This is a genomic window from Gilliamella sp. LMG 34362, assembly GCF_984569125.1.
In genome coordinates, this window is sequence record NZ_OZ474902.1 from 2178864 (window position 1) to 2204754 (window position 25891).

18 protein-coding genes and 4 tRNA genes are annotated in these 25891 nt (G+C 33.8%); 4 read left to right on the forward strand and 18 right to left on the reverse strand.

Annotated features, from left to right (window positions below; translation table 11 throughout):
• Positions 1–13: 13 nt before the first annotated feature.
• From purH to AC5LWZ_RS10010, 9 genes are all read right to left on the reverse strand, one after another.
• The gene (gene purH / locus AC5LWZ_RS09970; protein WP_493463618.1) at positions 14–1606 is read right to left on the reverse strand and encodes a bifunctional phosphoribosylaminoimidazolecarboxamide formyltransferase/IMP cyclohydrolase; all 1593 of its coding nucleotides are present in this window, start codon (positions 1604–1606) and stop codon (positions 14–16) included.
• Positions 1607–1780: 174 nt separating this feature from the next.
• Positions 1781–2686 carry a GTPase Era gene (gene era / locus AC5LWZ_RS09975; protein WP_110447324.1) on the reverse strand — a complete coding sequence of 302 codons (906 nt, stop codon included), beginning with the start codon at positions 2684–2686 and terminating at the stop codon, positions 1781–1783.
• A complete protein-coding gene (gene rnc / locus AC5LWZ_RS09980; RefSeq protein WP_110448027.1) occupies positions 2683–3357 on the reverse strand; it encodes a ribonuclease III in 675 nt (224 codons plus the stop codon). Before rnc ends, era begins: the two co-directional genes overlap by 4 nt.
• Positions 3358–3368: 11 nt before the next feature.
• Positions 3369–4370: a signal peptidase I gene (gene lepB / locus AC5LWZ_RS09985; RefSeq protein ID WP_110447323.1), complete on the reverse strand. Its 1002-nt coding sequence runs from the start codon at positions 4368–4370 to the stop codon at positions 3369–3371.
• Positions 4371–4390: 20 nt separating this feature from the next.
• On the reverse strand, positions 4391–6187 hold the full coding sequence (gene lepA / locus AC5LWZ_RS09990; protein WP_065578602.1) for a translation elongation factor 4: 1797 nt from the start codon (positions 6185–6187) through the stop codon (positions 4391–4393).
• Between the two features lie 127 nt (positions 6188–6314).
• Complete coding sequence (locus tag AC5LWZ_RS09995) at positions 6315–7223, reverse strand: MucB/RseB C-terminal domain-containing protein (protein WP_493463619.1); 909 nt, start codon at positions 7221–7223, stop codon at positions 6315–6317.
• A gap of 99 nt (positions 7224–7322) precedes the next feature.
• A complete protein-coding gene (locus tag AC5LWZ_RS10000) occupies positions 7323–7883 on the reverse strand; it encodes an RseA family anti-sigma factor (protein WP_493463620.1) in 561 nt (186 codons plus the stop codon).
• A 35-nt stretch (positions 7884–7918) separates the two neighbouring features.
• Positions 7919–8491 carry an RNA polymerase sigma factor RpoE gene (gene rpoE, locus AC5LWZ_RS10005; RefSeq protein ID WP_198200610.1) on the reverse strand — a complete coding sequence of 191 codons (573 nt, stop codon included), beginning with the start codon at positions 8489–8491 and terminating at the stop codon, positions 7919–7921.
• A gap of 201 nt (positions 8492–8692) precedes the next feature.
• Complete coding sequence (locus AC5LWZ_RS10010) at positions 8693–11164, reverse strand: class I adenylate cyclase (RefSeq protein WP_493463621.1); 2472 nt, start codon at positions 11162–11164, stop codon at positions 8693–8695.
• Positions 11165–11272: 108 nt separating this feature from the next.
• Between AC5LWZ_RS10010 and AC5LWZ_RS10015 the strand changes: the two genes are divergently transcribed.
• The 3 genes from AC5LWZ_RS10015 (at position 11273) to AC5LWZ_RS10025 (ending at position 14736) form a co-directional block, all read left to right on the forward strand.
• Positions 11273–11896, forward strand: a complete 624-nt coding sequence (locus AC5LWZ_RS10015) for an NUDIX hydrolase (protein ID WP_493463622.1) — start codon at positions 11273–11275, stop codon at positions 11894–11896.
• A 300-nt stretch (positions 11897–12196) separates the two neighbouring features.
• Positions 12197–12997: a YdgH/BhsA/McbA-like domain containing protein gene (locus AC5LWZ_RS10020; RefSeq protein WP_198220773.1), complete on the forward strand. Its 801-nt coding sequence runs from the start codon at positions 12197–12199 to the stop codon at positions 12995–12997.
• A gap of 233 nt (positions 12998–13230) precedes the next feature.
• The gene (locus tag AC5LWZ_RS10025; RefSeq protein ID WP_493463623.1) at positions 13231–14736 is read left to right on the forward strand and encodes a hypothetical protein; all 1506 of its coding nucleotides are present in this window, start codon (positions 13231–13233) and stop codon (positions 14734–14736) included.
• A 251-nt stretch (positions 14737–14987) separates the two neighbouring features.
• Here the strand turns inward: AC5LWZ_RS10025 and AC5LWZ_RS10030 are convergent.
• From AC5LWZ_RS10030 to AC5LWZ_RS10055, 6 genes are all read right to left on the reverse strand, one after another.
• Positions 14988–15062: transfer RNA gene (locus AC5LWZ_RS10030), tRNA-Gln, on the reverse strand.
• Positions 15063–15193: 131 nt separating this feature from the next.
• Positions 15194–15268: transfer RNA gene (locus AC5LWZ_RS10035), tRNA-Gln, on the reverse strand.
• 26 nt (positions 15269–15294) lie between these two features.
• Positions 15295–15379 (reverse strand) — tRNA-Leu (locus tag AC5LWZ_RS10040).
• A 37-nt stretch (positions 15380–15416) separates the two neighbouring features.
• Positions 15417–15493, reverse strand: a tRNA-Met gene (locus tag AC5LWZ_RS10045).
• A gap of 117 nt (positions 15494–15610) precedes the next feature.
• On the reverse strand, positions 15611–16708 hold the full coding sequence (locus AC5LWZ_RS10050) for a tRNA nucleotidyltransferase/poly(A) polymerase-related protein (RefSeq protein ID WP_493463624.1): 1098 nt from the start codon (positions 16706–16708) through the stop codon (positions 15611–15613).
• Positions 16709–17323 (reverse strand): TIGR04211 family SH3 domain-containing protein, encoded by a 615-nt coding sequence (locus AC5LWZ_RS10055; protein WP_493463625.1) that lies wholly within the window; start codon positions 17321–17323, stop codon positions 16709–16711.
• Positions 17324–18338: 1015 nt separating this feature from the next.
• Here AC5LWZ_RS10055 and AC5LWZ_RS10060 point away from each other — a divergent pair.
• Positions 18339–19343 carry a substrate-binding domain-containing protein gene (locus tag AC5LWZ_RS10060; protein ID WP_493463626.1) on the forward strand — a complete coding sequence of 335 codons (1005 nt, stop codon included), beginning with the start codon at positions 18339–18341 and terminating at the stop codon, positions 19341–19343.
• Between the two features lie 98 nt (positions 19344–19441).
• Here the strand turns inward: AC5LWZ_RS10060 and AC5LWZ_RS10065 are convergent, their stop codons facing one another.
• The 3 genes from AC5LWZ_RS10065 to sixA form a co-directional block, all read right to left on the reverse strand.
• On the reverse strand, positions 19442–21184 hold the full coding sequence (locus tag AC5LWZ_RS10065; RefSeq protein ID WP_493463627.1) for a carbohydrate porin: 1743 nt from the start codon (positions 21182–21184) through the stop codon (positions 19442–19444).
• 777 nt (positions 21185–21961) lie between these two features.
• A complete protein-coding gene (recB, locus tag AC5LWZ_RS10070; RefSeq protein WP_493463628.1) occupies positions 21962–25447 on the reverse strand; it encodes an exodeoxyribonuclease V subunit beta in 3486 nt (1161 codons plus the stop codon).
• A complete protein-coding gene (gene sixA / locus AC5LWZ_RS10075; RefSeq protein WP_198200636.1) occupies positions 25426–25869 on the reverse strand; it encodes a phosphohistidine phosphatase SixA in 444 nt (147 codons plus the stop codon). Before sixA ends, recB begins: the two co-directional genes overlap by 22 nt.
• Positions 25870–25891: the final 22 nt, after the last annotated feature.

A 25891-nucleotide genomic window follows, 5' to 3' on the forward strand; every position in this document is an offset into this window, starting at 1 on the left:
ATACTTTTAAAGATTAATGCCTAAAATGACGCATATTGGTAAAAATCATCGCAATATTATGCTCGTTTGCGGCTTGAATCACTTCATCATCACGAATCGATCCACCCGGTTGAATAACGCAAGTAACGCCCACCGCAGCGGCTGCATCTACGCCATCTCTAAATGGAAAGAAAGCATCAGAAGCAACTACCGAACCAGCAACTTCTAGGTTTTCATCTTTTGCTTTGATGCCGGCAATTTTCGCTGAATAAACACGGCTCATTTGCCCTGCACCAATACCAATTGTCATATTATCTTTGGCATAAACAATGGCGTTAGATTTAACAAATTTTGCTACCTTCCAACAAAATAGCGCATCGGATAGTTCTTTTTCAGTTGGTTGGCGTTTGGTAACAACTTTTAACTGATCTTTAGTAACCATACCTAAATCTTTTTCTTGTACAAGAACCCCACCATTAACACGTTTAAAATCTAAACTAGTTGTAGAATTACTCGACCAACTACCACATTCAAGTACACGAACATTCTTTTTAGTTTGTGTGATAGCTAATGCTTCTTGGTCAATTGAAGGTGCAATAATCACTTCAACAAATTGTTTATCGACAATAGTTTGGGTGGTCTTAGCATCTAAAGGGCGATTAAAAGCAATAATGCCACCAAATGCAGAGGTTGGGTCAGTTTTAAAAGCATTTAAATATGCAGTTAAAATATTATCACTCACTGCAACACCACATGGATTGGCGTGTTTAACAATTACACAAGCAGGTTCATCAAAGGATTTTACACATTCCAATGCAGCATCAGTATCGGCAATATTATTATAGGATAATTCTTTACCTTGTAGCTGTTTAGCGGTTGCAATAGAGGCTTGCTCAAGTTGTTCTTCAACATAAAACGCAGCTTGTTGATGAGCATTTTCACCATATCGCATATCTTGTTTTTTAATAAACTGCAGATTTAAAGTTCGAGGAAACTCTCCAGCAGGCTTATCAGTGTCACCATAATATGGTGGGACAAGTTTACCAAAATAGTTAGCAATCATGCCGTCATATTGAGCTGTATGTTCAAAAGCTTTTATTGCTAGACTAAAACGATATTTAAAGGAGAGGCAATTTTGTTGATTATCCAACATATCAATGATTGTGTTATAATCCTGACAATCAACCACAATCGCAACATCTTTATTATTTTTAGCTGCAGAACGTACCATGGTTGGCCCACCAATATCGATATTTTCTATCGCATCTTCTAAACTACAATTTGGATCAGCAACAGTTTTTGCAAAAGGGTATAAGTTCACAACAACCATATCAATTGGATCGATCTGGTGTTGTTGCATGATGTCATCATCAACACCCCGACGACCTAAAATACCACCATGTATTTTAGGATGTAAGGTTTTAACTCGACCATCCATCATTTCAGGAAAACCAGTATAATTAGATACTTCTGTAACAGGAATATGGTTGTCAATTAATAGTTTGGCGGTACCACCAGTGGAAAGGAGTTCTACATTACGCTCTGATAAGGCTTTGGCAAATTCAATAATTCCTGTTTTATCAGAAACACTAAGTAGAGCACGACGGATAGGACGAAACTGCTGCATGAAAAAGCTCCGAAATTAAAATTCTAAATCCAAGTCAGTGAGAGGCTATTATATATAAAACCAGAGTAGATGTTTAGCATTAACTTTTGAAAAATAAATCGGAACAGGAGTTAATAAATTAGAAAGTAATCATCAGGCAAAATCTTGCCTGATTTTTATACAAAAGAATTTGGGTTAATCGTCACTATAGCCTAAACTTCGAAGTGCTCGCTCATCATCAGCCCAGCCGGCTTTAACTTTTACCCATAATTCTAAATGAACTTTATTATCAAAAAATAATTGCATATCTTTACGTGCTTCTATGCCAATTTTTTTGATTTTTTCACCTTTATTACCAATGACCATTTTCTTTTGACCATCACGTTCAACCAAAATTAAACCATTGATACGGTACATGCCTGTACGTTCATCGACTTTAAATTGTTCTATTTCAACCGTGACAGAATAAGGTAATTCATCACCTAAAAAGCGCATCAATTTTTCACGGATGATTTCTGATGCCATAAACCGTTGTGAACGATCAGTAATATAATCTTCTGGGAAATGATGTTCACCAACAGGTAAATGTTTTTTAACAATGTCTTTGATGATATCAACACCTTCGCCTTTTTCAGCACTAATAGGCACAACATCCAAAAAGTTGATCTTTTGGCTGATTTCTTGAATATGAGGCAACAGTTGGGTTTTATCCGTAACATTGTCAATTTTATTGATCACCAGCAATACGGGGGCCTTACAATCTTTAAGTTTGCCTGCAACCATTTCATCATCATCAGTCCAGTGCGTGCCTTCAACAACAAAGATAACCAATTCAACATCGCCAATTGAACTGCTAGCAGCACGATTCATTAAACGGTTAATCGCTCTTTTTTCTTCAATATGAAGACCGGGGGTATCAATATAGATAATTTGATCATCACCTTGAGTATCAATACCTACAATACGGTGGCGTGTAGTTTGTGCCTTACGTGAAGTGATTGATACTTTTTGGCCAAGTAGTTGATTTAATAAAGTTGATTTGCCGACATTTGGTCTCCCGACGATGGCAACAAATCCACAATGTTGTTTTGATTCTGTCATTTTATACCTAATTGGTTTAGTGCTTCTTGAGCTGCGGCTTGTTCAGCCTTACGACGGCTTAAACCTCGTCCTAAATATTGATGATCATCATTGTCAATTTTACATTGAATGAGAAACTCTTGCTCATGATTATCACCAGTAACTTCAAGAATTAAATAGCATGGTCGTTCATGTCGAATACCTTGCAAATATTCCTGTAATCGTGTTTTAGCATCTTTTTGCTTAATGCCCGGTTTAATTTCGTTTAAACGTGTTGTATACCAAGCTAAAATTAACTGACGAATATTTTCAATATTACTATCTAAATAAACAGCACCGATGATAGCTTCCACGGCATCAGAAATAATCGACTCACGGCGATAACCACCACTTTTTAATTCGCCTTGACCTAAGATAAGGTAATCACCTAATTTAAACGCTTTACCCATTTCAGCAAGAGTTTGACCACAAACTAAACTTGCTCTCATTTGGCTAAGATCACCTTCATCTTGCTTGCTAAATCGATGATAAAGTTCATCAGCAATAACAAAACTAAGGATTGAATCACCTAAAAACTCTAGCCGCTCATTGTGCATTTTATTCGCACTGCGATGAGTTAGTGCGAGTTGCAGTAAAGATGTATCATTAAAATGATAACCAATCGATTGTTGTATTTGATTCAAATTTTTCATAGTTATCACAGTTAGTGGATCCCACCGATACGGCTGAATCGAATTCCTGTAGGCCATTCATCAGGTTGTTTTTCAAAACTAATCCAAATGGCGGTTGCACGACCAACAAAGTTTTCTTCGGGAACAAAACCAAAATATCGGCTATCACCACTATTATCACGATTGTCACCCATCATAAAGTAATTACCTTGTGGTACTACCCAAGTAGCAACCGGTTGACCTTTTTGATGATAATAATAACTCGGATCTTCCTCTATTCCTGACGTGGTTAAAATATCATGCGACTTGTTACCCAAGGTTTCTTGTTGAATTTTTATATCAAACGTTCTCATGGATTGAGAATCAACAATACCTTTGTCCTTATATTGTTCCAAGGTATAAAAACTTGGGTTAGATTTATCTTTTTCGTGTACTTGTTTCCAATTACTTGGTTGTGGTTGAGTATAGTGCAAATCTAATGGTTCAGATCGTTGACCAACACAATTATTATCCGCTGTTTGACACGCAGGATAAATAACTATTTTCTTTTCATTAACCAAATAAACAATCTTATCACCAGGTAAACCAACCACACGTTTAATTAGATCCATTTGCGGTATGTTAGGGTGCTTAAATACAGCAACGTCACCTCTTTGGGGTTTTCCTGTAGCAATTAGTACTTTATTGTTAATTGGATTTTTTAAGCCATAAGAAAATTTTTCTACAGCAATAAAATCACCAATTAATAAAGTTTGCATCATTGACCCTGAAGGAATCTGAAAGGGTTCATAGATAAATGAACGAATAACAAAAACCACGAATAAAACCGGAAAAAAAGATGCTAAGCTTTCTACCCAACCTTTTGGTTTTCCAACCTCAGCAAGGATTCGCCCATCAACCTCACCATTATGGGCTTTACGCACTTCTTCTACTTTACGTTGTCTAGCTGGTTTCCATCTAAATTTTTCTAAAAACCAGAAGATTGCGGTAATAAAGGTTGCTAGTGTTAATATGATGGCAAATGTTCCAGCCATTTGTTTTCCTCTTTAACTGATTAATCTTTTCCTACATGCAAAATTGCTAAAAACGCTTCTTGAGGCAGTTCAACATTACCTACTTGCTTCATGCGTTTTTTACCCTCTTTTTGCTTCTGTAAAAGTTTCTTTTTACGACTAACGTCACCGCCATAACATTTGGCTAATACGTTTTTGCGTAATTGTTTTACTGTAGAACGTGCTATTACATGATTACCAATTGCCGCTTGAATTGCTATATCAAACTGTTGACGAGGAATAAGATCTTTCATCTTTTCCACTAATTCTCGGCCACGGTAAGGTGCATTATCTTTGTGCGTGATAAGTGCCAATGCATCAACTCGTTCACCATTAATCAATACATCAAGTCTTACCATGTCAGCAACTTGGAAACGTTTAAAACTATAATCTAAGGAAGCATAACCACGTGAAGTCGACTTAAGTTTATCAAAGAAATCCAACACAACTTCGGTCATTGGTATTTCGTAAGTTAATGCAACTTGATTGCCATGATAAACCATATTAACTTGTACACCACGTTTTTCAGCACATAATGTTATTACATTACCTAAGTAAGTTTGTGGTACTAAAATATTACATTCAGCTATCGGCTCACGCAGTTCTTGAATATTGTTTACGGCCGGTAGTTTAGCAGGGCTATCAACATAAATGATTTCATTTTGAGTGGTTAAAACCTCATAAACTACCGTTGGAGCTGTTGTAATAAGATCAAGGTTATATTCGCGCTCTAATCGTTCTTGAATGATTTCCATATGCAACAAGCCAAGGAAACCACAACGGAAACCAAATCCTAATGCACCTGAATTTTCTGGTTCATAAAAAAGTGAAGCATCGTTAAGGCTTAATTTACCTAATGCATCACGAAATGCTTCGTAATCATCTGAGCTAGTTGGAAACAAACCTGCATAGACTTGTGGTTTAACTTTCTTAAAACCTGGTAATGCTTTCTCAGCAGGTGCTCTAGCTGATGTTAAGGTATCACCGACTGGTGCACCTAAGATATCTTTAATAGCACAAACCACCCAACCTACTTCACCGCAATGTAAACAGTCTTTATCAACTTGTTTTGGTGTAAAGATACCTAAACGATCAACATTATAAGTCATTCCGGTACTCATAACTTTGATTTTCTCACCTTTGCGCAGTTCACCATTTTTAATACGAATTAGTGATACAACACCTAGGTAGTTATCAAACCATGAGTCAATAATTAGCGCTTGTAATGGTGCATTGGAATCACCTTCGGGTGCAGGAATATCATGAACAAGTTGTTCAAGTACATCAACTACTCCAACACCGGTTTTCGCTGAACATCTGACTGCATTGCTAGCATCTATACCAACAATGTCTTCAATCTCTTCTGCCACTCGTTCAGGTTCAGCGGCAGGTAAATCGATCTTATTAAGTACTGGCACGACTTCTAGATCCATATCGAGTGCCGTATAACAATTGGCAAGTGTTTGCGCTTCAACACCTTGTCCAGCATCGACTACCAATAATGCTCCTTCGCATGCAGCTAACGAGCGTGATACTTCATAAGAGAAGTCGACATGTCCAGGAGTATCAATAAAATTCAGCTGATATGTTTGGCCATCTTTAGCATGAAAATCTAAAGTAACACTTTGAGCTTTAATCGTAATCCCTCGTTCACGTTCCAAATCCATCGAGTCTAGAACTTGAGCTTCCATTTCGCGATCAGAAAGTCCACCACAAATTTGGATAATACGATCAGAAAGCGTTGATTTACCATGGTCAATATGAGCAATAATTGAAAAATTGCGGATATTTTTATTCATATCAATAAGTTATATTTTAGTTATGTACTGTTAATTATCATTAATGTTATTGGCTATAAATAACAAGTCAAATAATCACGAATTTGAAAGCAGACATTCTACACATTAATAGTGAGTAAGCATAGTGTTATCGAGAGTTTTCCGGTGATTTCTCAACAATATTTTGTGCAATTTTTTCTATTGTCACTTGTGGTAAATTGCCAATAATTATAATATTTTTATTACCCATGTTAGTTGAGAAAATCGTTCGGCCACCTTGCTGTATAATCTGATTTAATTGACTGGCCTGCTCTAAAGAAACATTTACAGTAAATGAAAACACACCATCAGAAAACAGCTTAGTCGCTATATCAGAGCTATAAAAATTAACATTATAAGCAGCTATTTCTTTAAACCCTTTAGGTAACCATGCTAAATGCCATGCATCAAGAAGATTATTTTGTTTTTCAATTGATAATAAAATTGGATAGGTTCGATTATCAATATAATTTTTAAATTTTTTTGCATCAAAGTCTTTATCAAGATCAACCACTTTTAATTGATTAACAATATCATTATCTTCATCTAATAAATCAATGCGAAGAGGTAAAAAATTTTCGTCATCGATCCATATAACATAACTGTAACGATCTTTATCTTTAGCAATAATTTTGACTAATTGAGCGCCTCGCTTAGCCGTTCTAGCTTTTCCTAATAAAATAAAATCATAGATATTAGATAATGAATTAAAATCATTATAAACAACGTCAGGAAAAGCTTCTGTAATGCGGGAACTTGAAATCGAAAAAGAAGGACTATCAGGTTGAAAATAACTAGTGGTATTATTATGTAAAATTATCTCTTTAGCTGGACCTTCAAGATAAAGCAGTTGAGCATTAATATTCTCTTTCTTATTAGCACCTAAATGATTATATTCAAAAGTAGTTGCATATTGATCTTTATCTTGGGCAACAAAATGAATTTGATAATCTCTTGTCTGCACCGCTTTGGTCATTTTATTGAGTAAACTCAAAGCATCATGTGTTTCTTCAGCCATAACTGATGCGGAGAAAAATATAAAAAACAGAGTAATAATAAAATTGTTACTCTGTTTCAGCTTAAGTCTTATCAAAGAATAAAGAACATTCATTTTAAGTTAACGAGCATTTAACCTTTTTTGTAATTCATAATCTTGAACCAACAACCTAATCTTATCATATTGTCTTTTTTCAAGAAGTTGCTGATCATTATGTTGCTGTATACCACCAACAGGCGCAACGTTTACCCCCATAGGGATAGTATTTAGCGTAGGCGCACCACTAGCTTCATCTGATTGACCTTGATGATATTGAACTCCAGCAATAATAGCTAATGTAACACAAGCAGCTAATCCAACTTGACTAACTTTAGCCATAATATCTTTCATTCGTATCCAGAATAGATTTTCGGCTTTTGGAATTGAAATCTCATTTTGAGATGGTTGCTCAGTTAATTGTGGATATAAATCATCACCAGCAATCGCCAAAGCAACTTGATTAGTAATATCTAATGTTAATGAACTACCGTGCAATTCTCCTCGCATTGCGTCTCTTGCAATATGATAACGATGCCAGCAGGATTGCAAACTTTCATCATGAGTAACCATTTCAACAAAGTGTTGATCAGTTAACTCACCATCCATTAATAATGAAAGTTGCTGTTTCTGTTCTATTTGCATAGTAGATACCTTAAATGTCTTGCTACTTAATTTATTTAACCAATTAAAGGTTTAATTTTTTCATCAATAGCATCACGAGCTCTAAAAATTCGTGATCTAACTGTTCCAACCGGTGTTCCCATAATCTCGGCAATTTCCTCATAACTTAGACCGTCAATTTCACGTAATGTGATAGCAGTTCTCAAATCATCAGGTAATGCTTCAATTGCATCAAATACAACTTTTTCAACTTCTTTAGAAAGAACCAAACTTTCTGGGTTATCGACAACTCTCAATGAGTCGGCACCTTCATAACTTTCAGCTTCACTAGCATCAATATCCGAAGATGGCGGTCGTCGACCTTGCGAAATTAAATAATTTTTTGCTGTATTAACCGCAATTCGGTACAACCAAGTATAAAAAATACTTTCACCCTTAAAAGAACTTAACGAACGATAAGCTTTGATAAAGGTTTCTTGCACAACATCAGGGACCTCAGAAGGTAAAACGTAACGTGATACCAAATGAGCTAGCTTATTTTGATAACGAACAACAAGTAAATTAAACGCATTTTTATCTCCGTTTAAAACGCGATCAACTAAAACTTGGTCTGTTATTTGCTCCCCCATTAAAGGCCATTCCTTATTATGTTAATAACTATTAGTTGGCCCAAAACTGTGCACTCTAACAGTTAGATTCGTAAATTTAAAAAAAGTTCCCATTATTTTAATAGAAATTTCATTTTTTGAATCAATCATTTTCATTTTTAATTATTTATATACTAAAAGATAATGATTTTATTAAATTTTTGGATAAATTTTTTTAGATAATTAATTCAATAAGAAGATTTCGCGCTCACCCGCATCATTATATGTGATCTGATAAAATTGCGGTAAATTAAAATTAACTGAGCTACTGGTAGTGAAAGTAAAACGGTCATCAGATAATACATAAAAATCATTGATATCTTTAACCATATTTTCTTTAGTACCATTACAATTACGGTATATTTCTATTTGATTATGTTCATTTAAAATATATAAGTCAAATCCTGAAATGGTATCTTCAAAGAAGAATTGAATAATACCTTCATAAGCGACGCTATCTATCTCTTTAGGTAATTCATTGCTTTCATCTAAGATATTTAACGGCCTACCTTGAACCTTATTATTCGATACCGCTCCATAAAAATCAATAGCATTTTCAAACTGATGAAATGAAACGCCAAATCGTTCAAAAAATAGATACCATGAAGCACCATCTATTCTAAGTGGTTTGACTTGAGTTAAGTTATTTTTAGTAGTAGTTAATCGTAAATCAACACAGTCATCCATCAGTTTTTTCATTTGTTTACGGATTTCATGACTAAGATATTTACTATAACAAAAAATTTCGACTGAGTTAGGTAAATCGGCATCTTTATGCATACGATTAAGTAATGCTTTTATAGCTTCAAGTACACATAAAGAACCGCTAAAATGTAACACGCGAATCTCATTCCATGAGTTACGATAAAGTAAATCGATAGAACCAACTAAACTTAATTCTTGCTTACCATAATTTAAAACATTAGTACTAATTTCATCCTCAAGTTCTAAATTAATAGTTGGATCATCTTCTAAATTCAAGATAATAGCTAAATGGCGTATTTCACAAGGCCCATATAACTGTTCCTCAGTCGCGGTAGGTACATCTATCGGAAAATAATTTTTCAGATCTTCGATGAGCTTGGTTATTCTTTGATTTTCTCGTTCATCACCATCGTAATAATAAAAATTAGTTGAATCAGAAATTAAACCATTAAAGTAACACCAACCAACTAATTTGACTAAGTATTTACTATATTCTAAGTATTGATGACCGATAATAGAATTTAGTTTAGGTGTTTGATTATAAACATACCAACCGGCTCGATTAATACGATCTTCTTTGACATGAATAAAAGTTAATACCTCTTCTTGCAGATTATCCGAAATATTAAGTTTTAATGTTGAAATTTTACCCGGTAAAACTTCAAAAGAGGCATATAATTTACGAGTCAGTATGGCCAAATCTTGTGGGCTAATAAGTGAATCTAAGTTATTACGACGTCCAAAATTGAGTAAATTACGATAACCTGTCATCATTGTGTGGAGCATTATTTCGTGTATTTCACGTACTTGTTCTATTTTCCATGTTTTACTGGCATCCAATTTTACCAATAACTTATGCTTCCATCCCCATTGTTGTACTAATTCATGTAATATTTTACGACGCCATGATGATGGTTGATCATTATCTGATAATTTTTCATTTACTTTTAAATAAAAGCAATGTCTTACCAACTCAAGACGTTGAAAATCTCTAATTTCAATTAGATAATTAGAAATTCGATCTAACAACATAGAGTATGAATCAAGATAATGATGAACATGAATTTCACCTTTTTGAATATACTCGCGCATTTCATAAGCAATTGGTCTATTTTCAGGATAGATTGAAGAATAAACTTCAAGTAGTAATGTTTTTAATACAGCTTTAAATGGTGAATCGATACTTTTATAGAGTTGCCATAAACTTGCACCAAAATACTCTTCTGCAGACAATCCTGTAAGTGGTCCAAAATCGATCCATTCTTCACGTTTGATTATATTAGCAACCACCAATGCTTGAACACATGTTTCATAAGTTGGGTAAGTAACATCATTAATTGTAAAATCAGCTGGAACTGCAAACCATAGCAGTCGTTTACCAGCTAAAAGATTGGCCGAACGATAGAACTCTTCAAGCAATAAAATATGTTGTGCTGAACCACAGTTTTCACCCATCAAACATTCATGATGTTGGTTGATAAATCGATCGACATCAACGACAAATAAAGTAAGTTTTACACCAAGTTTTTCAGCCCACTCTTCAATCAATCGACACTTTGTTATTAAAGCTTGCTTTTTAACCGTAGATAAATTATTTTCGATACAAACCCATATATCAAGATCCGAGGTAACTGCCTGTCCTATAGAGCAAGTACTACCCATTGAATATAGTGCAGATATATCAGAATATTTTTTCTGTGTAGTGTTATTAAAATTGAAACAATGTTGTAGTTGTTCAATAACCTCGTTTGAAGGTTGATAGTATGCAATACCTGATGGCGTTTCTATATTTAGATAACCGGGAAGATCTGGATGATGAAAATGAAAAAGCACTGGTAACAATGAAAAAACTCGTTGGAATTCCAAAGGCATTCCACTCCGAGCTCGCTCATGTTTCAGAATAGCAAGATCATCAAGTTCTTTTTTTATGTTATTAATATCGTATTGCATAGTATGATTCAGGTGAAACAGATGTACTATTGACGAACAATTTCTCCAATAAGTTTATATTATAACGTAAAAAGAATGTAAATCTAAAAATAAAACGAAATAAATATTATGGCCACAATAAAAAAAATATCACAATCTTTAACAAAAACCAAAAACCAATTTCATACTATTAATAAAGCTGCTGTTTTAATCCCAATTATAACTATCGAAAATCAATTACACCTACTCTTTCAAGTACGTTCAAAGAAACTTAAATGGCAACCCGGTGATATTTGTTTTCCTGGTGGTCGCGTTGAAGCAACTGATGATAACCCTGAATATACAGCTAAACGTGAAACCTTTGAAGAGTTAGGCATTACTATTGATCAAATAACTATTTTAGGACAATTACCGAAATTTATTGCTTCATTAGGGATGATGATTTATCCATTTGTCGCAAAAATTGAATCTTTAGATAATTTGCTACTTAATCAAGATGAAGTTGAATCTATTTTTACGGTTCCACTTGAATGGTTTATTAACCATCAACCGAAACAAGCCACTATGTTAGTTGGTTTTAAACCTGACGACAATTTTCCATTTGAATTGGTACCTAATCGAACAGCAAATTGGCAACAAAAGTCACAACATGATGTTTATTTTTATAAATATGAAAATTTTGTTATTTGGGGATTAACTGCACAAATTATTAATAGTTTTATAAGAACCATCAAATGTAATGCCCAATTATAAATTACAGCTAAATTAAATATGATTCAGTTTTGACTTTAACATAAAATGCTTTAAGAAAAATTTTTTCAAAAAAAACCAAGTGGTACCTACACAAATATTTTGATTAATATATACTATTAATCGGTTATTTCTCATTTCTATCATTTCTACCCTGTTTTATCTAGCTGTCTGAAAAAATTAGTAAAAAAATTATTTCGAGAGCGTTATTCTTGTTTAAAAAACTCTCATGCAATACCCTCATAGAATAAGCGTTACAAATTGTTTTTTAATTTTTATAACATAAATATGAAGGACATTATTATGAAACGTTTTAATAAATCATCTATTGCATTAGCTTTACTATTATCTTTACCTGTTGCCAATACTTATGCGGCATTACCATTAACAGCTGAAGAAAGTAATAACCTCATTCCTTACAAAGAAATTTCAGTAACTGGTAGCTATTTACAAGCACAAAATGCAGCAGATGATATATCTAAAGCTGCTGATGAAGCTGGAGCAAAATATTATCATATCACTGGTATTGAACAACCAGCTACTGGAACTTCAACCGATCGTGCTATTGTTTATGCTGATATTTATTTATCAAATGCACCAATTGCTGTAAGCAAAGATGAAGCTACCCATAACGGCATTGTGCTTTATCCACGATCTAAAGCTCTTTATTATTTACCATTTGAAATAGTCAAATTCAAAGGTAGCTACAACAACACATCTGAAATAATGGATTCAGCAAGTAAAATAGCTGCTGAAAAAAATGCTTATGCATTTTATGTGTATTCAATTACTGCCGATGATGTTAAAAATAATGAGCAGGAAATCGATGTTGCTTTATATAAAAAAGATGCACCTGTCCGTGACTTTATTATCTCTAAAGCAATTGCAGGTCAAGATGCTTATGAAATCACTAGTGATGCTTTCAAAGTAATGAAACCTTATCAAACTATTGTGTTCCATGGCACATTTAATAATACTAGCGAAATTAGTGCCGCTGCACAAAAATATGCTATCGCTAATGATGCTCATTTCTATTATGTTAAAGAAGTCTCTGCCAATCGTGCCGACACAGCTCAAACAGTTTATGTAAATTTATATAAATAACGATCCACTACATAATTATCCATGTGTTAAATGCCATATTTTCACACATGGATTTTTTACGTAACTAAACTTTTAGTTTCAAGCTCTACCTAATAATGCAATTCATAAGAAAAACATTTTTATCCAAGAATTAAGCTTTTTACGATCTAAGTTTGTAGTAATAAGTATCAGCATAATTTAAACACAATAAATGTATTTTTTATTTAAATTTAAGAATTAAAAGGTAAGGTAAGATGATGTTATTGAAAGGATTTAAATTTATTCTGTTTTCTCAATTTCCATGGTTAACACGATTTATCATATTCTTTTTAATTTCAGTGTTTTTAATGAACGATTTAGCTTTGGCTTTGGATGCAAAAACAGTAGCAGTTATTCATGGTTCCGCCCCCTATTTTATTAACCCAGATGCGATAGGCATAAATGGATCTCGAGAATATAATCAACAAAACTTTCACTATTTTGGAGTAAAATTACAAACTACAATAAACGCTGAATTGAATAGTTTAAATAACACAATAAAATCCATAAATTTCCCTCAGGTTGATCCTAATACCACCACACCCAATCAATTGTTAACGATGTTAAAGTCTGATTATGGTTTTGAACCTATAATAATGCCATTTTCACCTACTAATCCAATTGATAGCCAGAATGTCTCTGATGATGACGGCGATGTTATAGCCAAAATAACCCCACCTGATGACGGTTTTAAAATAGATTGGTTCTATCGAGCAGCCAATATATCTTATTTATTATTGGAACCAGATAGAGATAGAACCTTTTGTGAACTAGCACGGTTGGGGTGGAATCCGTATATCAGAATTTCAGGCACCATCGCTTTAGTCTCTGAATATGGCATACCAAATTATACAATTTATTCTACGCCCAAGAGTGATTTTTTGATTTACAATGCGATCAAACCTACCGTTTGTGCCAATCGACCATCAATTGTAAACTCATTTCCTTTCGAAAATAGAGATTATACTGGCGACTGGGCCCATTTAACTTGGGGCGATAACAATCAATACATAGTTGATTCTGGTTTCGTTAATAAAGTCAGTTCTGGTGGTTTTCCAAATACAGGGTTTGATCAAGCACGATTTCTCATGTTTATAGCTGGCGTACCATTTGATTTATCGACAATAACATCATCAAATAGTTCAAAGGGAGTAAATGTAGAGATAAAAAAAATTAGTGATAATGATGTAGATAGCCACCTAGCTAACACGGCTGTTCAAGTCAAATTGCTAGGAGAAGCCACTGAAGCAAATCCTACATTTTCTATAAAATCCAACGGTGAAGATATTTATTCGTTTACTATTAAGAAATGGTTTTCCGCACCCAGCCAAGATTTTTATCCTTATAATCAACGTAGAAGTATTTGTCAGGGAAACTATATCATTCCATCTATTGAAGATTTAACCAACAGTGACCAAAGTCTTATAACGAGTGGTGGTGCTTGCCAGTCTGATAATAACTCAGATAATTGTCTAGCTATTACAACAAATCACTATTATCGTCGGGTTGGAAACAATCTTTTAGCTGAATGGGGTGATGTAACTAACGAAGAAAACTATTATCATCACACCTATCCCGGTAACCATTTCCCTAAAGGACGTTTATATTGGACTTCGGACGAAAGAGATAGTAATAACCAATATGTAGTAGGTGCAACAAAAGGCGCTATTGAATGGCAGTTAAAAGATAATGAATTATATTTTGTTTGTGTGCTGAAATAGAAAATACATTCATAAATTGCGTTATAAGAAGGTATAGCGCAATTTTTATTCTTATTATAGTTAGAATAATTCTAATTTAGCTTTTAAAAAGCAGATAATCTACTTTAGTATTTACTGTTAAAAGCAACTCTTCATTTATATACTAAATAAGACAAGTAAACTTAATCAAAAAATAAATAGTGGCTAATTTTTCAAAGATGATTATTAATTCACTCAAAAAAGTGATACATAGATAATGTTTGAAAATTAAATGGCTGGGGTACCAGGATTCGAACCTGGGCATGGCGGGATCAAAACCCGCTGCCTTACCGCTTGGCTATACCCCAATATGAATGGAGATTAGATATCTAGTAAATCTACTAATTCCGCATATTTTTATAGAATTGATTATAGTGGCAAAGTTCCAATATAAAAAATAGACTAAAAAGTCAGATATAAAAATATGAGCAGATTGGAATGGCTGGGGTACCAGGATTCGAACCTGGGCGTGGCGGGATCAAAACCCGCTGCCTTACCGCTTGGCTATACCCCAATAAAGGATAGACATTAAGATTAAAATGGTGCGGGTGGAGAGACTTGAACTCACACACCTTGCGGCGCCAGAACCTAAATCTGGTGCGTCTACCAATTTCGCCACACCCGCACTGTATACTTTCGGTAAAAATACAAACTAACCTTAATGGTGGCTACGACGGGATTCGAACCTGTGACCCCATCATTATGAGTGATGTGCTCTAACCAGCTGAGCTACGTAGCCATTTCATTCGCAACGTCATAACCAACACTGCGAGGCGCATTATGCTTGTGTTACGGCAAATCGTCAACCCTTTTTTTTAGATATTTTAAAAAAAAGTGACGATTGATTAAGATGCAATCAAATACCGTTTAATAACACTTCAATTCGCCTTTTTTGTAACTCATTATGAATTAACTTTCCAGTATAACCTTCGGCAATAATATTTTGAACATCGACAGCTAGAGCTAATTTATATGCTTGTTCAAGGTATTGAGCTTGAGGAAATAATTCCTTTTTAGCATAAGATTGGCTAGCAATTATCAATTGATTAAGATGGGCTGGATTGCGCCATACATCTATCTTATTGAACAATTCGATAATTTGTTCCGCAGTTAACTGTGTCACATTAGCAACACTATTGTGAAATTGCTGTACCATAATTGCTAATTTCGTATATTGATTGGGGGCTTTAATTTTTAAACAAAGCTTTTCTAGCTCAGTTTTGGATGCAAACTCACTACACAAGACTGCAAAGCGCACAGTCAAATCATCAGTCAATAAAGTCGATTTTTTTAATGCATCAGTAATAGCGCTGGAAAGTTTGAGAGATGGAAATAATAACGCTAAAGCACCACATTGTTCCAATACTTGAAAATAAACTTGAGGATCCCCAGTCGCTAGCGCCTTTTCAGTCTCTTTCCATACTCTTTCTGCTGTAAGGGTATTTATTTCACCTGCAGAGACCATCTCTTTCATTAAATTACTCGTTTCATCAACGATTCTAAAACCTAAATGGTGATAACGGGCAGCAAAACGGGCCACTCGCAAAATCCGTAGTGGATCTTCTCTGAACGCAGGAGAAACATGGCGTAATAATTTAAGCTTAATATCATTAACACCATGATAAGGATCGACAATATTGCCTTCTTGATCCATGGCAATCGCATTTATAGTAAGATCTCGTCGAATAAGATCTTGCTCTAAAGTAATATCTTTACTAAAGTCACATATAAAGCCTGTATAGCCTTTACCTGATTTCCGCTCTGTTCGAGCCAAAGCATACTCTTCTTTAGTTTTAGGGTGTAAAAAAACAGGAAAATCTTTACCAACTTGTTGGTAACCTAATGCCAGAAGTTCATCTGGGGTTGCACCAACCACAACCCAATCTCGATCAACAACAGGGAGATGTAGCAATCTATCTCTAACTGAACCACCAACAAGATAGATTTTACTCATTTAACGCATCCAACGATCTTTTTTACGACGACCAGGCATAATAGCCGGCAAAATAAGACCTAGAAGGAAACCACCACCAGCAACTAAGCCACCATAAGTAAACCAAGTTACAATTAGATCACGGCGCTTATCATCAACTTGATTTAACATAGACTCAAGCTTCGTATCTTGCTGTTTATTAAGTTGTTCTAACTCATTATTCTTAGCTTGTAGGCTTTCAATTGATTGTTCAGCTTTTTGTAGTTTTTCCGCATAATCTCGGATAGCATTTTGTTGATTTTTTTCTGCATTATCAACTTTATCTTTATACTCAGCGAGTTGTGCTTCTAATGATGGCACAAGTTCTTTAAAACTAGGTTGATCTTTTAATTTATTAGACTCAATCCAAGCTGAACTACCATTAGAAAGCTGTATCCTTGTGTATTTGCCATCAGCACTTTTTTCAAGTTCAATTACTTTTTGACCGGCTTTAACTGCGTTTGAATAAGCATATTGTGAACCAGGACCTCGACGTAAATAAATATCAACATTTTCAGTAACATATTTATCAACAGCATTGGCACTAAAAGCTACAGCAATAAAAGAAAGTAAAGTAATAATATTCTGTTTTTTCATGATATTTTAAATTTTTACCCACAATAAAAACATAATAACACAAAATGTAGGCTTTTCGCACAACCATTTGTAATAAAAATTTGTGAAGTTTAACTCTTTATTAATAACAAAATAAAATCGAATATATCGATTCACTATATGAATAAAAAAGAACAACTTAATGATATCAATCAATTAAAAATCATAATATTAATATTAGAAAAATAATGATAAATATAGATAATCTATCTTAAATAACCTAGATATATGGAGCATTTTAGTCAGTCAAACCTATGCTATTTATAACTTAAAATGTAATCGATTACATTAAAATAAATATCTACCTGATAATTGTACTGATAGTAACTGTAAGGGATTTACCAATTAACATAGAAATAAGCTATTTCTTAAAGGGGAGAGCATCTAATTAACGCTTGACAGCAGTCTTATAATATAAAATTATCATGTAGCAAATTGGCATCAAAAAATATCTATATTTATAAATTTATCATTGCTAAATTTACATAAAAAACTGATTCGTTGAGAGCTAAATTAGCATCACTAATATGATTACTAATGAACTACACCAGATTAAAATTTTAGAACTCAACAAAATATCGAGTTAATAATCAATAATTATGCTATGCAATCTATCATCCAACACCATTGGTTAATGAATATTTATTTACTATTACTAGAACTAAACCTAATTACACCATGTTAATAGGAGTAATAACAAACTAAGATGTTTAATTTTTTCATTAAATTTTACAGCTTAATATATTCAATCTGCTACATTAATATTTTTTTACTGAAACGATTCATATAAAAATGAGCTTATTGGCAAACTAAAAATTTTGTTCTATTATAACCAGTTAAGTAGATATTCAGAATATTACAGGTTGTATCAATAGCGAATATAATCGAAATATTTGAATCTTAGGTTTTCCGCCAATTTACGAGATATTTATTCTAACCAATCGATAATCTAAAAACTCTATATTGGCAATGAGTTAAAAAGTTAAAAGGATTTTTTATGGCGACAATAAAAGATGTTGCAAAGCTAGCAAAAGTTTCCGTTGCAACGGTATCACGGGTAATTAATGACGCTGACAATGTAAGTGATAAGACTCGTGAAACAGTAAAAAGAGCCATGGAAAAATTAAATTATTATCCTGATGCTAACGCCCGAGCGTTATCCCAACAAAACTCTAATACTATTGGCATCGTGGTAGCAGACCTATCCGATCCATTTTCTGGCGCAATGATTAGTACTGTTGAAAAAGTTGCAGCGAAAAACGGCCATTTTTTGCTGATTGGTAATGGATATCATAATAAACAGCAAGAATATAGAGCTATAACCAATCTTATAGAACATCGTTGTTCTTCTTTAGTTGTGCATGCAAAAATGTTACCCGATGATCAATTAATAAAATTAATGCAACAAATACCTGGTATGGTTCTAATTAATCGGATATTAAAAGGTTTTGAAAAACGCTGTATTGCGCTTGATAGTCGTTATGGCTCATACCTAGCAGTTAAACATTTAATTCAGCATGGTCATACCAACATTGGATATTTAAGTTCTAAACATAGCATATCTGATGCAATAGATAGATTGCAGGGCTATAAAGATGCATTAATCGAACATAATATTGATATTAATGATAACTTTATTGCCTTCGCTTCGCCTAATGAAGAAGGTGGAGAACAAGCCATGATGTCTCTTTTAGAACGAAATCGACAAATTACGGCAATTGCCTGTTACAATGATTCAATGGCAGCTGGGGCTATGTCAGTATTATATGATAACGATATAAAAATTCCGAATGATGTTTCAATCATTGGCTTTGATGATCTTTTAATTGCTCGGTATCTACATCCTAAGCTAACAACCATTCGTTATCCACTACACACAATGGCCGAACAAGCTGCTGAACTTGCATTACGATTAGCAAAAGGAGAATCGCCTCCGACTAACTTAATTAATGTATTTACTCCAACGTTAACAAAGCGATACTCAGTTAACAATATCGGCTAATATATTAAGTTTAAAGCTAACAAAGCCATTAGAAAATGTCGAAAACCTATAATTATTGTTTTCGACATTAATGTTATATTTTACCCAGACAAGATTATCTAAAACCAAACTTCGGTTTGCACGCCAAAGCTAATTTGGTTCTTTTTGCCATTAAAGTCAAATTTACTAATTTCATTTTGCATTGATTCGATATACGAAACATAAAAACGAATATCTGGTCTTGAAGTTAAGATACTCTCACCCACTTTAAACGAATGGAAGAGTGTTGTTTTAAAACCTTCCTCAGTATAATTTTTACCTTTAACTTTATTTTTTTGTTTAAAGTAACCTAACTCGACACCACTTTGATTGTAAGTATCCCAAATATAGGCTGGTCTTATTGCCGATTTGAAACTAGTAAAATCAGTATGAGCTAAATTCAAGTCATACGAGTAAACATCTTTACCGGTTGTTAGAGCTAAAGCATGAGCGACTATGACTTTATCAGCTAAATAAGCCTCACCTTCAGATACTAAACGATAAGCCTTACCGCCAGTATGTGTACCAATATAATCGTTATCAGAATTAGCTGCAAATTCAGGGTTATTAGTATTAATATTAGCTAATTGAGAAGCCACTGAATTAGTTGCAGTTTGTAAGGTTAATTGATTAAATCCACCAAAGAAATTATTTTGTCTTAGAACAAAACTACCTAACCAAGCATTTTTGACACTAACACTATCTTGGATTTTCGATTTATTTGGTGCCGAGTAACGGCCATTAATCGCCAAGGTTGCATCTTGCCATAAAGGAATATCTCGATAGCGAAACTCTACTTCGTTTAAATCAACTTCTTCACGCTTAGTGACTTCTTTTATTTCAGTTTTACCGTTCTCAACAACCTCGGTTTTTTTAGTTTGTTTGACATTAACATCAGCTCTTACTAAAGCTAAATCAAGTTTACCAACGCCAACATCTAAACCTTCAATACCGATTCCGCCACCTGCAGGGGTTTTTTGCGTTTTCCAATCCAACATTTGAATTTCATTATATGGAAGTGAATGTTTACCTACCCATAAATTTGCATCAGGAAAACCTGGGATAAATCCTTTAGTCGATAAATAGATATCAGAAAACTGCATGATATTATCATCTTGGGTATTAAACAAACCAGCAGCCTTATTCGTAGCCACATTACCATCAATCATAACAATGGCATCAACCCTATGACCATCTTCATCATACACCTTTTGTTTGAATACCAAATCATACCAACCACCATACTCATTACCAAATCTACCTAGGGCCCCTTCAGCATAATTTTTTGGTTTGCCATTTTTTGAAGTAGACCAACCACCACGGAAATAACCATTAAATGAAAAACCAATTTCATCTTTGATAAAATCTTTAAACTCAGAAAGGGTATAGGCATTTTTAATTGTTTTAGTTGCTGTCGACTCGTCTTTACTACCGTTTGCTTTGGAGTCATTAATTAACACAATTTGATTATCTAGTGCGGGCTGATGTTGTGCAACAACTTTAGAATCGGCATTGTTTTGAACATTTGCTACAGCTATACTCTGTTTTTTCAATGCTTTCTGTTGATTATTAATCACAACCTGTTGTTGTTGAATATTTTTATTCAATTGTGCGAGTTGTTTATTCGATTCAATAACTTGTTTTTTTAAATCTATTGACTCTTGAGATAGTGCTAATAATTTTTGCTCTAACATTGATATTCTAGCCTCTAACTCATCTTGAGTAGTAGCAAAAGAGTTCGGTATATAGCACAAGCCAAGTAAAGTAATTAAAACAATTCGTTTAGGTTTTACTTTTAATACTGCTTTAGTTAAATATTTCATTTTTTTCTACTCATTATTTAATAGAGATTAAAGAAGTCTCAGAAAATTGAGACAAAAAAAAACCTAAAGCGTAGATTAATAATCTATGCTTTAGGTTTTGCCCGTTATACTGCTACGGTAGCAATCCAACGCTTATTAAATAAGCTTATTTACTATAACCAATAAACTTGATCATTTAACAAATAAATCTTTGGAATGTGACACTTGTCACATTAATATTTTACGTCTGTCAAAGTTCATTGTTTTTTATAATATTTTTAAATAAAATTTAATGTAACCGATTACAAAAAAATATTGGTAAAACTATTTTTTAGCAAACAAATATTTATGCTTAGCAAGTAAAATCATAATATTAATTAACAATTGTTAAACTACAAACTATTGAAAAGACAATCTAATAATTTGATTATTGCTGAAATGGTCAACAGACAAAAATAAAGATTATTTATCAGTATTTTCATCAAAAAAATGATCACGATAGAAAAATTGATAGCAAGCAGGAAGAACAATGAACAACAATATTTATTTGTGCGTATGATTTTATCTAAAAGTGATTTGTTTAGGCATGTAAAAATTCTCAGCAACTGCTAACTTAATGGCCATATTACAATAATTGAAAATAAGTATGCATTGTCGTATTGGCGGTTACCAATCAAATGATAATAGTGAATATGTACTGACTAAAAAATTATCATAATAAATAGATAGTTAATGATAAAATCAACACAATTTTGTTGTCCAGATATCGCAAAATCATAAGTATTTAAGCCTAGTTATTTAACTTAAATCTTTCCCATCAAATAATTTATCTAGTTTCTCAATAAACTGTTGCTTTGGTAGATGATAAAAAATCCCTTGTTTAGGAAGTCCCCGTAAAAATAGATAATAGACACCACCAAAATGAGTTTCATATCGATAATCAGCTAAACGGCTTCGTAAAAATCGATGCAGAGCTAAGCAATAAATTTGATACTGAAGATCATAACGATGCTCACACATAACTTGATTTAAGGCTGACTCGGTATAAGCCTCCACCCCGTCACCTAACCAATTTGATTTATAATCAACAATATAATATTTACCCTGATACTCAAACACTAAATCGATAAATCCTTTTAGCATACCTTGTACAGTTTCAAAATCTAATGAAGGACATTGTTTGGATAAATCATCATACTCTTTACATAAACTATCTAATTGCTTACTGGTCACTGCACTGCGAATGGGAAAATAAAATTGTAATTCATTAATACATTGGCTATTTAATATATCGGCTAATAACGGGCCCTCTTGAGTTTGATCTGTTTTTTTATTTAGTTTAGTTGCTAAAACGTGTTGCAACCAATCACTTAGCACTGTTAACCAATGTGGTGATAAACTCAATTTTTTAATCGTATTAGCGCACAAATCATCGGCATTAGTTGGCGTTAGATTTTCCATAATGGAATGCAATAATGTACCCACATATGCACCTTTTGGAAAATGATGGATATCATATTGCTCTTCAGTAGATAATGAATCGGCGGATTCGGGAATATTTTCACGCCAATCACTAATCATAGTTGAATTAAGACCAACCAAATTATTATGCTTTTGTAATTCGGTATAACTGGTTACACGCCAACTATTAGATAATTTACGTTTAAATACATTGGCGGTAAGTGAAAGATTAGCGGCTAATTCAGCATTATACTGCTCACCTAAAATAGGTAATTGTAATTCAATCAAATCAGCAAATTTAGCAATTGAACGTAAGTCACTTTTTAATAAATAGTCAATCGCAGACTGACTGTTTTTTAATGATGCTAACCCAACGCTACAATGAAAGATTGAACGTGTCATAGCAACATAAAGTAAACGTAAATCTTCGGCTAAACGTTCATCTTCAATCTGTTGTTTTATTTCATCGGTTAATAGCCAAGCATAAGTTGGTTGATAGTCATTATTTTTGTCATGATAAAACTGACTATCTGAATTTCGAAATTGAGCTGCAAATGGTAACCAAACAATAGGAAACTCTAAACCTTTAGATTTATGAATAGTAATAATTTTTACTAAATTTTCATCACTTTCTAATCGTTGCTCATGATTTTCTAAATTTGCATCAGGACTGACAATTTGTCTTGATAACCAACGAACCAAAGCATGTGGACTATCAAGTTCGTCGGCCGCTTCTTGCAATAGCTCGCCTAGATGCATCAAATTAGTTAAAGTACGTTCACCATTTGGGCTAGCTAATATATTTTCAGCTAACTGACGTTTTTTCATCATCCGGCGCAACATGACTAACACACCATAATATTGCCAGATAATCTGATACTGTTTAAACTCCTCTATCAAACCTTCCCATATATCTTGATCGTCAGTTATTTGCTCAAGTTCAGTCATGGTTTGACCCAACAGTGTCGTCATTAAAGCTAAGCGTAGAGCCGATTCGTTTTCTGGCATAAGCACTGCTTGTAATAAACACAGGACCTCCTGTGCTTCTTTAGCCAGAAAGACACTACTCCGATTAGATAAATAAACGCTTTTAACTCCAACACTGGTTAACTTTTGTTGGATAATCTCAGCTTCGTATCCGGTACGGACTAAAATGGCAATATCAGCAGTTGTAATTGGTCGTTGACCATCTTTATCCTTCAATAAAATGGTCGGATCCATCAACCACGTCACAATCTGCTTAGCACAACAGTTAGCGATATGTTCTTGATAATCCGTTTTTGAGATAACTTCATCAGGTAATAAGTATGCCGCTAAAGCATTAACCTCTTGATTATTGATAATTAAACCTTTTTGTTGATTACGTTCGGCACTTTCCATTGGTAAAAATGGAATATTATCAAAAATAAACGGATTATCATGATGATTAAATAATGCATTAACCGCATTCACCATGGATGATGAAGAACGGTGGTTGACCTGCATAGTAAAATTATTTTCACCGGTTGAGGATTTTGCTTTTAGATATGTAAAAATATCCGCACCACGGAAGCTATAAATCGCTTGTTTAGGATCACCAATAAACAGTAAACCCGTCTCTTTCGGATAACGATTATAGATACGATCAAAAATTTTATACTGCACCGGATCAGTATCTTGAAATTCATCAATCAGCGCTACACAGTATTTTTTCGCAATACTCTCAGCTAATCGATTACCATTTCTAGCACGTAGAGCTCGGTTCAACTGGCTTAAGAGATCATCAAAACTCATTTCACCACGTTTTACCTTCTGAATATAAATACGCTTTTGAATGACTTTAACGATATCCATTAGAACTTCGCCACGTAAATCAATAGAACTATTACATAGCGCTTCAATACGCTCAAAAACGGCATGAGTCGGAGGATTTTTACCTTGCTTAGTTTTTTCAATTAAAATCGACTGACTAAATTTAGTTAACTCACTAGGCAGTTTAAATGAACGGATTGGCATCTGCGCCCAAGCAGTAACTTTAGCCAACCAATTAGGTAAATTACGGCTACTATAGGATTGTTTATTAACGTCTGATTGAGCAATTATTTCTGGCAGATCGGCAATTGAATCTAACCACTGTTTTTTGATCAGACTGATCTGCTGAAAATATTTTTGATAAAATTGCTGAATCTTGCCACTGATATCAATATGTTCTTCTTGCTGCTCATCAAATTCAAAATTTAAATAAGGTCTGATATCGGATAGCAATCTTTCTGGATCCTGCCAATAGTCAAGAATCAGGTAGGCTAATGCTTTGTCGAGAGGAACAAAGTAGTGACGCCAAAAATCTTGCACAACTTGTAACTTTAGATCTTGTTCATCAGTTATCAATGTTTGTTCAAACAGTACACCTGATTCGAAAGCATGACTAGTCAATATACGTTGACAAAAACCATGAATCGTATAAATCGCCGCATCATCCATTGATTGTTGTGCTTGGGTTAATTTCTGTATTGCTTGGTTGCTATCATCAACTAAATCAATTAATTGTTGATAAATTGGATCATCATGATGACCTTTTAACAACCCTAATCGTAATTCTTGAATATTTTGCCTGATACGAGATCGCAGTTCTTGAGTAGCGGCTTTAGTAAAGGTCACCACTAAAATCTGATTAACATCAAGAGGTGTGGGATAACTGTTTTTACCAATCCCCAATAATAATCGCAGATAAATAAATGCGAGCGAATAGGTTTTACCCGTTCCTGCTGACGCTTCGATTAGCGTTCGACCAGTTAAAGGCAAATCAAATAAGTTAAGCTTTTTTATTCCACTACATGAAACCATTCTAGCTTCCCTGCCGTATTGGCGGATAAATCAACACAAGCAATAGCAGCTGTAGGAAACATTGGCGGTGATACATCTGGACATAACTCATTAACCAAATAACCAACTAGAGGTAGATGCGAAACAATAATCACATTTTCGATACCACGATCGGGCAGTGTCATTAATAAATCAGCAATATGAGAAGGGCTACCACCAGGTACCAAAAGATTATCAGTTTCGAATTGAGAAACTCGGCAGTGAGAGGATAATTCAGTGAAAGTCTGTTGGGCTCTTAAATAAGGACTGACTAACCCTAAATCAAATTTAAAATTTTGTTGATTAAGCCATAGTCCAGCTTGACAGGCTTGTTTTAAACCATAATCAGTTAAAGTACGACTTGCATCAGATGAAGCAGCAAAACCTGCCTCACCATGTCTCATAATACAAACTTTCATAAATGAA